The following is a 13101-nucleotide window of genomic DNA, read 5'->3' on the forward strand; positions in this document are numbered from 1 at the left end:
CAATTTCAAGATTATCGTGGCGGTGTTATCAGTGGCGCCCATTCAGAATTTGTGCTCATCGATACACTCAGCCTCACTTCAGTAATTGGGGTTGATTTCAAAGCGGGTGGTGCCTTACCTTTTCTCCCGCTGCCTGCCAGCGAGTTGTATAACCAGGTCATCTCGCTAGAGATGATATGGGGTCCAGAAGCGCTCTCACTGCGAGAACATCTATTAGAAGCTGGGACACCACAACACCAGTTCTCTCTCCTGGAGCAGTTTTTTGTTATCCAGACTAATTGGTGGACGAGAGGCGCATCCTGTTGTTACATTTGCCACACAGGCTATGCATGACATATCATCTGGACAAACAATCTCTTCCATTATTGAGCAGATTGGCATCAGTCAAACACGCTTCCTCCAGGTCTTTCGCGAGGCTGTAGGCCTGACACCAAAGCAATTTTATCGTATCCTGCGTTTCCAGGAGGCACTCCGTCGTCTAGAACAAGAGCCACCAGAACGTCTGAGCAAGCTTGCCATGGACTGTGGCTACTACGATCAGGCTCATTTTATCCACGATTTCCAGGATTTTGGCGGTCTCTCGCCACGCTCCTACCAGGCACAGCGTGGCGAGTACCGTAACCATATCCCCCTACACAATTAAAGTGTGATTTTTTACAATACAAATGTCCTCCTTCCTGGTATATTCTCCTTGTAAGCGAATTCACATCTAAATTACATCTTTTGAAGGAGCATAAGAACAGAATAATATCAATGAGTAGCTTAAACACTTACACCAGGCATGGCTTTGGCACAGTGCGTCCATATCTCTATGGCAATTCTGCCGTCCTGGATTTTGTACGAGGGACATTCAAGGCGGAGGAACTGGAACGAAACCAAACAAGAGGCGGATTCCATATAGAGGTGAAGATCGGCGACTCCGTTGTCGTCCTGGAAATTGGTGAGTTTGAGGCTACAGCGCCTCGTTCCCAGGTCTATATCTATGTGCAGGATGTAGATGCGACCTACCAGCAAGCACTCCAGACGGGCGCCACCTCAGTAGACGAACCAGGAGATAAGCCCTATCAAGAACGGGGGGCGGGCATCAAAGATAGCTTTGGCAATACCTGGTGGTTTGCCACTTATACAGGCTCGAACTAAAGAAGCCAGCGATGCGCTTTTTTTGGCGTGACACCCCGCGCCTGCGGCGCTCGCACGTGACAGGAGGTGTGGTGCGTTCTGGCAACCTGCGGTTGCCAGAACGCACCACACCTCCTGTCACGTGAAAAGGTTATCCTTGCTTTCTGCTGGCAGCAAAGGTGCGGTAGACGGGAATACGCAGGGTCAGCGTATTGTAGACGCCCGCCTGTTCCTCAGAGAAGTGGAGCTCGAACTCGTTGTCCTCGCTGGTATAATACGTCTCCTCGCTCATAGGTAGCAAGCTGTCCTTAATAAAACCTTGTATGGTGAGCCTCTCCCCATCTCGCCTCACTTCTAGCGAGAAGCCATTCTCGCCAATGTATGCCCCCACCGCTTTATCGAGCATAGCCTCACTCAGCGTCACAGGTATGCGTTCTACAGGAGGAAGTTCAAAGATATGACGGGCTATCTTGCGCGTGATGCGCTCCACATTTATCTCTGGGGCGTTCGCCAGCACAACGATCATGGCCTGGTCATCGACAAAGCGCGCGATAAAGGTATGGAAGCCAGGAATGCCACCACCATGTCCGATGAGACGATTTCCCGCATATTCGGTGACGCGGAAGCCCAGACCGTACTCCTCAAGCCGTCCATCGGCCAGCCGCGTCGGCGTATACATCCGTTCTAGCGTGGCTGTATCTAGCAGGCGTTCCTCGCGTAACGCGGCATCCCAACGTACAAGGTCCTCAACCGTTGAACCAAGTGCACCTGCCGCGTAGGGAATACTCATACTGAGATATTCTGCATGCCGGTATACCTCACCAACCCTCTCATAGCCGCTAGCCCGGCGTGGAACGATTGTCTCGTTATGCATATAATAGGAGCGGTTCATCTCCAGCGGTTGAAAGATATGTTGCTGGATAAACTGCTCATAGCCCATACCTGTTATCTTCTCAATAACCAGGCCGAGCAGGTGATAGCCTGAGTTATTGTATGCGTAGCGCGTTCCAGGCTCAAACTCAAGCGGCAGATCTTTGAAATAAGCAACTACGTCACCAGGCAACATATCTTTCTTTGAGATTTCCTGAAAGAATTTATCTAATGCGGTATAGCTTTTGATGCCCGAGGTGTGATTCAGCAAATGCGTAATCGTAATCGTCCGACCATGCGTTGGATAATCAGGCAAATAGGTGGTGATTGAGTCATCGAGGCGTAGCTTCCCCTGCTTCTCCAACAGCATAATCGCCACTGCCGTAAACTGCTTGGTAACAGAGGCCAATCGAAAGACGGTATCAAGCTCAATAGGACAGCTCCACTCCAGGTTAGCAAATCCGTAGCCAGCGCTATGGATCATTTTGCCATCCTTCACGACAGCAATAGCAACCCCAGGTCCATGAAGATCAATCTCCTCATGTACAATCTGATCTATCTCGCTTAGCATTTCAAATTCCCTTTCATTCCGGCGCTTACAGAGTTTTATGCTATGATACCACTAAACAGGCATTACACCTTGGTCCGTGGCCGTGCAATAGCATTCGAGGCAGGCCTTAACAATTACTATATTTTAGGCCTCATCCATCTATTTACTCTCAAGTAGGAATAAGTGTATACTCTACCAAGCCAATTTTTTGAGGAGTGGCGCCAGAGATCGTATCGCTCGCGATTGAAAGGACTCATCGATGCAGCACAACAAAGACCAGGAAAAGGGAAGCGCTCAAGACATAGAGATGCTGATCGAGGCACTGAGAGATAAGGATAGTGCGGTACGCAAGCAAGTCGCAGAGGCTTTAAATCAGCTTGGCTGGCAGCCAGTGAATGAGACACAATCTGTATTGCTGGCAATTGCCCAGCAAGATTGGGACAGGGTGGCCAGCTTAGGCTCGGCCGCAGTAGAATCGCTGATCGCTGTGCTCCGGGACAGCGATTCTGATGTAAGCGAGTCCGCAGCTAGAGTACTAGAGAAGATTGGTGATCGCCGAGGTATAGACGCGATCCTCGAACGTAAATTTTCAGATAACTCAGTGCAAGCACCTATCCCCCCTACTTTCTTTCTCTCGGAAATATCCGATCCGGGAGGATCTGTCCCGCCCAAATTAATTTTTGATCCCTATGCTCCTAGAACGCATTCAGGGGGGATGAGGCCTCCTCCGAAGCTAGAAAATCCTTCTGCCCTTCCCCTTAGAAAGTGGCTAGCGTTCATTATTACATTTCCAATTCTTGTCCTCCTGGCTTCTATAGTTGCTACAATCGTCATAAAGACCACACGAGCTGAGCATTTACCACCTACTGCTGGCCCGTGGAATGTACTCCTGTTTGTCTGTCAAATGATACTGTTAACAATCACTGTCTGTTTTACGCCCACTCTTGTGGCGTTCTTCTTCTATAGAAACGGGCGCATAGTATCTTTGCTTATAGAGATCGTTGCCTATATTGTCATCTTCCTGGGTTTTGCTTTCTGGTTTCTTGGTGCAAATGCACTCGGGACCTGGCTCTTCTATGCAATTGCTTTGGTCCTCTTGATCGATATTGGCAGTCACTACATTGAGTGGTATAAGGATAATACGCTTAAGCGCATCAGAAATGCAGCATTATATCAATCTATTGAAATCGATGTCAAAGCGCTTGAACAGATGAAGCAAGATGAAGTAATACTATATTTACCTGTTCCTGTTGGACTTGCCCTTGGCACAATAATAGGACTGATTCTCCGTCAGACTACGGTACAAGCCATTGCGCTTTGTCTGCAAATCGTTCTGTTGCTTTCCTCCTTCGTCCTCCTTTATTTTCTCATCGTTGGTTTTCTGCGTATGGCTGATCCTCTGTTCAAGACAATTCCCAAATTCTTGCCAGCATTAACTAAATCCAGGCAGAAGGGCAGGGGGAAAGCCAAGACCGCACAGGCATCACAAGAGACATTAGATCAACACTACATTGATTTAGCTTGTGATGTTAACGGATTACGTATGGTATATAAGTATGATGCACTCCATAATACGATCTTGCTTGTCGCCTTTCTCCTCATCGTGATGAAGGTTTGGCTTTTTCCGATAGATATAAAATGGCTGATTGTAAGCCTTCTCTTTGCCACACTGATATTCTGCGAACTTCCTTATGCTGTTGGTCAATATCTGCTTCACACAAAAATTTTGGCGCAGTATACAGGAGGAAAATATGTAGAAATGGAGAAAAAACTTCAGGGGTATGCCCCTATATTTCCTCCCTGGGCCTTTCTAGGAGCGTTGTTGACTAGCGGCACCGCAGGGAGTATCCTCTATGCATTGCTCAACCAAATGATACAAAATACCTTTACTGACTTTCTCAAATAACAAATGACGGGAAATTATAATGGGGCTATACATAAAAGCATATAGCAGGGAGGCTCAGATGAGCATAGAATTGGCACAGGCGCTTCAGAGCGCCACTCTTGTGGCCGAAGAGGACGCGTTATGGGGCGAGGGAACAATCCCTCTGAAACTTAAGAGCTATCTCAGCCAGGAGTTGCCGCCACTGGAGCTAATTACCTCGGTTCGCGCGTTGGTGACGCTGGAAGATCAGGTGCTGGTCATTCGCGATCCCTTGAACCATCATCTCCTCCCTGGTGGACAGCGCCAGGATGGCGAGACTCTGATGCAGACCCTGCGGCGTGAACTGCTAGAGGAGACCGGCTGGTCCCTGGCGAGCACACGCCTGCTGGGTTTCAAGCACTTCCGCTACCTGGGACCCCGCCTGGAGACGTTTCGAACCTATCCCGATTTCCTCCAGGTCATCTATCACGCCACTCCCGAGGCCTTTAATCCCGAGGCACGCGAGCAGGATGGCTACGAGCTAGAGGCCGTCTTCCGCCCACGCGCCGAGCTGGCTACCCTGAAGCTCTCAGCCTCAGACCAGGCCTTCCTGAAGGCTATATATGAACTCGAAAGCGCGTAGGTACTACTGGCGTACTGGCGTACGCACCAATGTCAGTTCCGCTTTCGCGCTCCACATTTGGAAGCAGAAGAGAGGGTATTTAGTATAAAATTCAAGGAGCAAACCCATATGAATAAAAGAATGTTTCAAACACCAGACGAACAGGCCACCAATGAGCGTGAAGTCAGAGAACTCTACAGCAAATTATTGGAGAGCTGGGATAAGCGCGATGCCAAAGCTTTCGCTGCACTCTTCAATGAAGACGGCGAGTCCATCGGCTTCGATGGAAGTCAGCTTATAGGGCAAGCAGAGATCTTCTCAACGCTAAAAACTATTTTTGGCCATCATCCCACGCCACCCTACATCTACAAAATCAAAAATGTGCGTTTCCTACAGCCTGATGTCGCCACCCTCCGCGCTATCGTTGGCATGGTCCCGCCTGGTAAGGCTGAGATAGATCCCTCACTCAATTCTATTCAGACTATCGTGGCGATCAAGCGCAATGGCGAGTGGAGCATTTCTTCCCTCCAGAACACCCCAGCCCAACTGCATGGAAGACCCGAACTGGTCCAGCAGATGACAGAAGAACTGCGAGAAGTAAGCGAGCGCGCGCAATGACCACCAATCAAGGAACGTATAGCATAGGAGACCGGGCGGGTCTCCTATGGACATGGTGGAAGGGCGATGTACTGCCTGTCTTGCCACCACTGCCTGATTTTTCGGTGGAGAGAGCCGCAAATCTTGAGGAACTGGCACTCGTGATGGAGACTGCTCAAGATGAGGTCTTGAAACTGATGCAAGCAGGCCATGAGCCTTATCTTGCGCGCATGGGTGCGCACGCCGTCGCCGTTGGGTGGTCCGCCACTGGCAAGGCAGCCTTTGGCGGCGGACTCGTCACCTTTCAGGTTCCCTCACAAAACCGCTACCTGTACTACTTTATCACGCTTCCAGCATGGCGAGGTCACGGTATTTATCCTCGCTTGCTTCAATATATCCTGCGCCATGAATGCGCCACAAATGAGCGCTTCTGGATCATTCACCAGGCAGCCAACATGGCATCGCAACGGGGCATCGAACGCGCAGGCTTCCAGCTTACCAGCGCGGTCCACTTCTTAGACACAGGAGGCCTGGGACTGCTCACCACAAAAGAGAACAAAGGGCGAGCGCTGACTGGAGCAGTCCTCTTTGGCCTCCCGCTTATCGAGAAACGTTAATTATCTTGCTCGGGCTTGATCTGCTTCGGCAAGGCGGCTGCCAGAATCTCGGTCACCTCTTCCAGCGTCTGGCCGCGCTGGCGTTGCTCCGGCTTCTCAAGGCCTAATTCGGTGCCTTCGACGAAGTGATAAAGGGCTGCGGCTCCCTCAAGCATCTGTGGAGGAAGCCCCAGATCCGCAAAGGTGCGTGCGATTTCTTGCATCTCGCCCACCCAGCGATAGGCTTTGGGCGGCATGCCAGGTACCGAGCGCTTGATGGAGCGAAAGGCAGGCAAATCCTGTAATTCGTTAATCAGCGTGTCCTGTAGGCCCAGGGCGCGACCGGCGGTCAGGGCTTCTGTCGCCAGGGCCGTCAGGCCTTTCGTGACCGAGGCATAGCACATCTTGAGGCCAGATGCCTGGCCGCTCTGCGCGCCTACTACGCGCACATCCAGGCCGTACTCGCTCAAGCGGGCGACATCCGCCGCTCGTGCGCCAGAGACATATATATGCGGTCCCTCTTCGCCAGGCCGAGGCGGACCTCCAATAATGCCGGCATCCACAAAGCCCGCTCCCGCCTCCGTCAATAACTGATCGAGAGCCAGTGCCGTGCGCGGAGCAATGGCGTTACAATCTACAAAAAGCAGCTCGGTCTTCACATGACTCAGAGTTGAAGCAATACGCTCTCCGAAGGAGTATGCTCTGGCTGGTGGCATGATCGAGAGCAGGATATCAGCCTCGCGCACAAGGGTCTCATCATCAGGAACATCCTGCATTCCAGCGGCCTTCGCCAGGGCCTGTGTTCGCGCACTACGGTCACGCAGGCTGGTAATGACGCGCAGGCCATGCCGGTGAAGGACCGCGCCGATCGCATGCCCCATATCACCTGGACTCAAGATAGCAACAGTGCGAATCTCCACTTCATCTCCTCGCTTCTAGACCTTCACCAAATCAAGGGTCCATGCTTGCCTGGACTCTCCGCTAAGATCTTATTCCGAACCCCAACGCCACTGGCGTGTCTAGCGCTTCGCGCTCAGGGTTTTCGGTGAAGTAGTAAAGTGAGACGGATACGAAGAATGCATCCGTCTCACGACATTACCAACCTACTCAGATCGTCAAATCGACAATACCTGCCATTGCTGATTAGCGCCACCATTATATGTATACTGGATGACTGAGCCACCATTGCTGGTGGATTGGCCGCTTACATCAAGCACCTTCCCGCTGTTGCGGTTGACGATCTTGACATACCCTCCACCAACATCTACCAGTTGCCATTGCTGATTGGTCCCGCCGCTGTCCGTGTACTGGATGACTGATGCACCATCAGCGGTAGAGCCTTGAGAGACATCTACGAGCTTGCCGCTATTGCGACTCACGACCTTGACATAACCACCACCAGCATCCACCAGTTGCCACTGCTGATTAGCACCACCCCAGTAATCCCACTGCTCCAATAGCGCACCATCACTTGTGGATTGGCCAGTCACGTCGAGAGCCTTCCCACTATTGCGGTTCACAATCTTCACGTAACCAGTGGTCACTGGATCTATCTCTACACGATCAAGTGCGGGCCAGACATTCGTGCTCTGGGGATTTTTACGCCCGGTTACACTCAGTTTGAAGGTATGAGTACCAGAGCTGAGCGCAGGACTTTCCCACATAAACTGATTGCCAGCTCGCTGTGACGCATAGAAATCGACTTCATGCGTTGGCCCATTATCGATAGAGACCAGGCCAATCCCCTCATTGGTATCCTTGACACCATAGAGGCGGATGCGCGAGCCAGTAAATTGCAGGCTGACAGAGTCGCCGGCCTGTCCATCCCAGCTATCACTGCCATTGTAGAGATTGCTGCCACAATTGGTACAATGCCCCCAACCACTGCCCTGATAATTGAACTGGTTGGTCCCACTACCCTGAACGGAGTCGTCAATCTCGGTCACGGCGTTTGTGCCAGTATAGCTCACATTAGGAATGACAAACGTTGTAATCGATTGGCCAGGGAGCGATGCAGTAAATGACTTGTTTGAGATGCTCATATTCGCTAGTTGAGCCAGGTTCGCGCTCGCCGTCGTCTGATAGGGGGTCGCAGTTCCACCTACACTGGTGAAATTTGAGAGGTTGTACGTAACAGCATTGCTACTGGAGCCGCTATTGGTAGCTACAAGCACAAGGGTATGCGATCCAGCATCATAGGCACTAAACGTGCTACCATCACTATTACCTATCATCTTATACCCGGGGCGAATAAACTTGGTGTAGTTCCCAAAACCATAGTAACGCGATGGGTAGATGATATTGCCATTGCTGTCTGTACTGGCCAGGCCCCAGAGATCATCGTTGGCACCAGCGTTGCCAGATCCTCCGGCCCCAAAGTAATTGTCGGCCGCCTGCCAGATCACCCACGCAGCTGGATGCAGGTGTTGTTCATCATCCAGGATATGCTGGGACAGAGTAATAGCCGAGGCAATCTGACTTCCCTGCGAGCCCGCGCCCCATTCTGACATCCACAGGCGCTTGTTGCCGCCCTGCCCAATGGTGCTATAGGCATAATCCCGGTCGCTATCGCTGCCACCATAGGTATGCGTATTATATTGTACGACATAGCCTTTGGCCGTGCTATCGTAAGCATTGTAGTCCGTGTTTGACCGGTTCACCGCCGTATCGTCAGGAGCCGAGACCACCGAGTAGGCCGAGACACCAGTCGTATCAAGCCTGGCACCGACTTTATTGACGATTGTATTCTGGGTAGCGGTAGAGACATTGGTGCCTTCCTGATCCCCTTGATAATTCCAGTAGCCAGGAGTCGGCTCGTTAAATGGTTCAAGCGTCTGGAGCGTCAAGCCCCAACTATCATGAAAATGCTGAGCAATAGTCGCCAGGTAGCTGGCATAATCATCATAGTGCGCGCTACTCAGATTCTCGGCATTGCCGCTCGCTCCCGAGGTACAACTATTCGTAAGCATCCAGGCAGGAGGAGAGTTCACAAATCCCTCGAAGAGATTGGCACCCCGATTCTGAGCAGCCTGGAGGACCCAGCGTTGGTTCGCATCCTGCGTCCAATCATAAGTACCGGCAGATGGCTCATAGGTAGGGATATTGGTGTAAATCCCTGCTTTGCCTGAGGCAATGGAGTTATGGCAGACATTACCCGGACCATCGGCCCCAAAGTTGTAGCGCAAGACATTGAGGCCAATACCCTTATTGGGATCAAAGAGAGCATCGGCCAGGGCATTGCGCTGGCTATCGCTCAAGCCGCCCGCCCAGTTAGCCCACCAGGCCATGCTAGATCCCCAACCTTGAAGCGTTTGATACTGCTGAGAAGGGTTAATAGTGACCGTAGAGGCCGCACGGGCCACATCAAAGGGTCCCTCCGCCAGGAAGGCGAACAGAACAAACATACAAAGTGCGATGAGACGAGGAGCAAAGTGGAGACTAAAACGACGAAGCATAAGAGGGTCCTCCTTGAGACACAGACACCTTCATAGTGTCTTCTCGCGCTTTTCAGGGATGGTAGTCAAATAACTACCATCCCTGGTCACCAATGACCATTTGACGCCTCTAGAATGAACCGTTCAAGGAACAATTCACTCTTGCATAGAAGAGGGGGTAACATAGGTAATAGTTCCGTCGCGACTAGCGAATCCTGACAGGAGCCAGGATTTTCTCGCGAGCGGGTTTGTGAGGGAATGACTTCCTCACCGGATGGACTACCGGCAGATGGACCCTGCACTCCCCATCCTCTACTCCCTTGCGCTCGAAAGCTCCAGGAGCTACTTTGCGGATAATATTCCCTGCGCCATTGACATCAGCATGGATGACTCGCCCATCGGCTGCTCGATACAGTCCCCGCTCGATGCGCTTGCCGCTAAACTGGTAGGCCACCTGCTCGCCTTTGCGATACACGGGCAGGGGGTCGAGATCAAGCAAGCTGGCTTTGCTCGTGTACGACTCTTCGGTGAGGATCACGCCAATGCCGACCAGTTCCGCTTTATACTGCAGCATCTCAATGAAGCGCGCATGCGGGATCTGCACAAAGTGCTGATTGGTGCGCTTCCCTAGGCGGATCGCTTGTTTTTGCAACGGATTCTTGCCGATGATCAACGTCCCGATCCCCTCGGCGACCAAAAGATCAATCAGGAAGCGGCTGGCCGTATGCAGGTCGTGCTCGATCCGCCGGTTGCGTCGAGTCGTCAACTGTTCCACGCGCCGACTTCGGCCAGGATGTCCCAGGGATTTCTGGAGCACTGCTCGTTGTTTGTTATAATACTGGTTACAGGACTTGATGCCGCGCCCGTTAACAATCACCGGTACAAAGCCTGGTTTGTTTGAAGTTAGCGTGGCCAGATTATCCATACCCGGATCGAGTCCGGCGAGCAGATCAGGATCAACCGCCGTGATGGTGGGTTCGTGTTCAGAGATGACTTCGACCACGACATAGCCCACTTTGGGAACCACGCGCACCTGCGCGATGGCTTTGGGGTCTTGCCGGGTTTTCACCTGGATGCCCAGTTGCGAGGGCTGGATGATCCCCCGATCCAGGGTCCGTTTGCCCCGGCTCACCGCTTGCATGGTATAGACGAGCAGGTTACGCCCCTTCGCCTTGGGCAAGTACGTTGGGAGGTGAGGACGCCCCACGAACGTTGCCGGGATCTCTCGATACACCAGAAGCGCCGCCCAGAAACTCGACCAGGCGGTGCAGACCTGCTTGAGCACCTGTTGCGCGACTTTGGCAGGCAACGCCCGGTATGCCTCGTGCTCTTGCATCCGCTTATCCAGCGCAGGATAGGAGAGGCTGGTGTTGGTCAAAAAGAACGTTTGACGCAACGCATAGAGGGCGGCATTGTAGAGATTCTTGGAGGCAAAACAGGCTGCATCCACGCAGGCAAAGCGCGGATCGGTCTGCGCAATCACATGCTTTTCAACCAGGTGCATCTTGCGCCTCCAATTCCTGGACAATGCGCTCGGTCTTTCGTTTCGCTCGACGCTGCCCATAGCGTCTGGCACAGAAGCTATAAATGATGCTCGTCAGGTCGGTGAGCAGATCTTCGGTCTCATTTTCGGCCTGATTGACCACCTCGATTTCCCGCCCGCAAGCGGTGAGGAGCGTCTCAATATAGCGAAAGCCAAAGCGCGTCCCCCGGTCTTTGTGTTCAATGACAATCCGCCCGACGTTGGGATCAGCCAGGAGCGCCAGAAACTTGGGCCGATTGTCGTTGACCCCCGAACCAATTTCTTTGACCACCTTGCTCACCTGATAGCCACGAGCCGCACAGTACGCCACGAGCCGCTCCGCCTGACTGTCCAGGTTCGCCTTGTTCTCGGCTGAGGAGACGCGGGTGTACACCACCGTCACAGCTTTTACCGGGCTGGCGGATCTTGCAGGTTCATCGATCAGGATCGTGTGCGCTCCCACGCGTCGACCCTGAATCTTGCCGTCTCGGAACCAGCGCCAGGCCGTCTCATAGCGGACCCCTTGTTGTTTTGCGTAATCACTGAGTTTCATAGGAAAAGTGTACCAGGATTCTCAGTGATTGTCAAGGATTCGCTATATCTTCAATGATCTGTTTCAATACTCTTTATCATAGTAGCATACTTTTAAGAAGTTTGTAGAGACTGACCGACGCGTGCTTTAGCAGCGTCAGGCCACTTCCGCAGCCTTACTCTCCAGCTGGGGAGCACGCGCGAGCGTGGGGGCCAGCAATACAATGACCAGGCCGAGAAGCGCCAACAGGCCAAGCGCATAAGGCAAAGATATGAGTTCCGCGATCTGGCCAATCACAGGAGGACCAACCAGCGAACCAGTGTAGGACATTGTCGCCACAGCGGCCAGGGCGAGACCAGGAGCCAGGTTAGGCGTACGGCTCGCAGTGCTAAAGACAAGCGGAGCCATACAGGCAAGCCCTGCTCCCACACAGGCCAAGCCCACAAGCGCAAGAATGGGCTGTTGGAAAAGCAGAGCCAGGCCCAGACCCAGGGCTGCCAGCAAACCACCCAGACGCACATGGAGCACTGGTCCAATGCGTTTTGCAATAGAATCACCCAGCAGACGCGCAACAGTCATAGCGAGCGAGTAAACGGCAAAAGCCAGCGCGGCCAATCCCGCACTGGTACCCAGCGAGCGATGCAGGTAGACGCCGCTCCAATCCGCCATCGCGCCTTCACTCATAAAGGAGCAGAAGCCAATGATGCCTAGCCCCAGCAAGGCCTTTGTCGGGCGCGCGAAGACTGGTGTTTTCTCGCTGGGCTTGGCTGTAGTTGGCAAGAGCCAGCGACTGGCAAGCAAGACCACCAGAAGGAGCAGCCCAGAAACAAGCAGGAAATGGAACAAAGGCATAATATTGAGCCAGGCCATAAGGCTGCCACCACTGGCCCCAACCAGGGCGCCAACGCTCCAGAGCCCGTGAAAAGATGACATAATTGGTCTGCGATAGCTCTCTTCCAAAGAGGCGGCCTGGGCATTCATCGACACATCCATGACACTATTGCCCATACCTAACAGCATAAGTGAGAGCCATAAGAGTGGCAGGTTAGGCGCGAGAGCCGGAAGCACCAGACTACAACAGCACACAATAGCCGCAATGGTCGTGGTCAAACGACTTCCCAGGTGAACAATGAGCCATCCCACGTAGGAAAAGGCCACGAGCGACCCCACCGCCAACCCCCAGAGGGCAATACCCAGAGGGCCTGGATCTAACTGCAACTGCTGTTGTATCGTAGGGATGCGCGCCGCCCAACTTGCCAGGAGCATCCCATTGGCGAAAAACATAAGAGAAATAGCATAACGTGCCGTTCGCAACGCCATCGGCTGTGTGGACAAAAGACGACTCCTTCATATTGGTAATGGCCTCCCTTTCCGCAGGGCAAGAAGCCAGAGACT

At 52.7% G+C, this 13101-nt stretch carries 12 protein-coding genes and 1 pseudogene; 7 read left to right on the forward strand and 6 right to left on the reverse strand.

Annotated features, from left to right (window positions below; all coding sequences use genetic code 11):
* Positions 1-18: 18 nt before the first annotated feature.
* The 3 genes and pseudogenes from KTE_RS50220 to KTE_RS39350 form a co-directional block, all read left to right on the forward strand.
* A pseudogene (locus tag KTE_RS50220) lies at positions 19-333 on the forward strand (DUF6597 domain-containing transcriptional factor); the annotation flags it as partial.
* The gene (locus KTE_RS39345) at positions 263-643 is read left to right on the forward strand and encodes a helix-turn-helix domain-containing protein (protein ID WP_201391602.1); all 381 of its coding nucleotides are present in this window, start codon (positions 263-265) and stop codon (positions 641-643) included. The pseudogene KTE_RS50220 and the gene KTE_RS39345, both read left to right, overlap by 71 nt.
* A 110-nt stretch (positions 644-753) precedes the next feature.
* The gene (locus tag KTE_RS39350; RefSeq protein WP_201391604.1) at positions 754-1140 is read left to right on the forward strand and encodes a VOC family protein; all 387 of its coding nucleotides are present in this window, start codon (positions 754-756) and stop codon (positions 1138-1140) included.
* A gap of 130 nt (positions 1141-1270) precedes the next feature.
* Here the strand turns inward: KTE_RS39350 and KTE_RS39355 are convergent, their stop codons facing one another.
* Positions 1271-2560 carry a serine hydrolase gene (locus tag KTE_RS39355; protein WP_201391605.1) on the reverse strand — a complete coding sequence of 430 codons (1290 nt, stop codon included), beginning with the start codon at positions 2558-2560 and terminating at the stop codon, positions 1271-1273.
* 238 nt (positions 2561-2798) lie between these two features.
* Here KTE_RS39355 and KTE_RS39360 point away from each other — a divergent pair, with 238 nt between their 5' ends.
* From KTE_RS39360 to KTE_RS39375, 4 genes are all read left to right on the forward strand, one after another.
* The gene (locus tag KTE_RS39360; RefSeq protein ID WP_201391607.1) at positions 2799-4445 is read left to right on the forward strand and encodes a HEAT repeat domain-containing protein; all 1647 of its coding nucleotides are present in this window, start codon (positions 2799-2801) and stop codon (positions 4443-4445) included.
* Positions 4446-4503: 58 nt separating this feature from the next.
* Positions 4504-5046: an NUDIX hydrolase gene (locus KTE_RS39365; protein ID WP_201391609.1), complete on the forward strand. Its 543-nt coding sequence runs from the start codon at positions 4504-4506 to the stop codon at positions 5044-5046.
* A 108-nt stretch (positions 5047-5154) separates the two neighbouring features.
* A complete protein-coding gene (locus KTE_RS39370; RefSeq protein WP_201391618.1) occupies positions 5155-5643 on the forward strand; it encodes an SgcJ/EcaC family oxidoreductase in 489 nt (162 codons plus the stop codon).
* Complete coding sequence (locus tag KTE_RS39375) at positions 5640-6239, forward strand: GNAT family N-acetyltransferase (RefSeq protein ID WP_201391620.1); 600 nt, start codon at positions 5640-5642, stop codon at positions 6237-6239. The genes KTE_RS39370 and KTE_RS39375 overlap by 4 nt, the downstream gene beginning before the upstream one ends.
* Here KTE_RS39375 and KTE_RS39380 read toward each other — a convergent pair.
* The 5 genes from KTE_RS39380 to KTE_RS39400 form a co-directional block, all read right to left on the reverse strand.
* Positions 6236-7138: an NAD(P)-dependent oxidoreductase gene (locus KTE_RS39380; protein ID WP_201391622.1), complete on the reverse strand. Its 903-nt coding sequence runs from the start codon at positions 7136-7138 to the stop codon at positions 6236-6238. The two genes, KTE_RS39375 and KTE_RS39380, sit on opposite strands and share 4 nt — an antisense overlap.
* Positions 7139-7333: 195 nt before the next feature.
* Positions 7334-9673: an RICIN domain-containing protein gene (locus KTE_RS39385; RefSeq protein WP_201391624.1), complete on the reverse strand. Its 2340-nt coding sequence runs from the start codon at positions 9671-9673 to the stop codon at positions 7334-7336.
* A 184-nt stretch (positions 9674-9857) separates the two neighbouring features.
* Positions 9858-11156 (reverse strand): RNA-guided endonuclease TnpB family protein, encoded by a 1299-nt coding sequence (locus KTE_RS39390; RefSeq protein WP_201391626.1) that lies wholly within the window; start codon positions 11154-11156, stop codon positions 9858-9860.
* Positions 11143-11727, reverse strand: coding sequence for an IS607 family transposase (locus KTE_RS39395; RefSeq protein WP_201387429.1), 585 nt, complete (start codon positions 11725-11727; stop codon positions 11143-11145). The genes KTE_RS39390 and KTE_RS39395 overlap by 14 nt, the downstream gene beginning before the upstream one ends.
* A 135-nt stretch (positions 11728-11862) precedes the next feature.
* Entirely contained in the window at positions 11863-13041 is a 1179-nt protein-coding gene (locus KTE_RS39400; RefSeq protein WP_201391628.1) for an MFS transporter, read from the reverse strand.
* Positions 13042-13101 lie beyond the last annotated feature (60 nt).

This window comes from Ktedonobacter sp. SOSP1-85 (assembly GCF_016587415.1).
GTDB lineage: Bacteria > Chloroflexota > Ktedonobacteria > Ktedonobacterales > Ktedonobacteraceae > Ktedonobacter.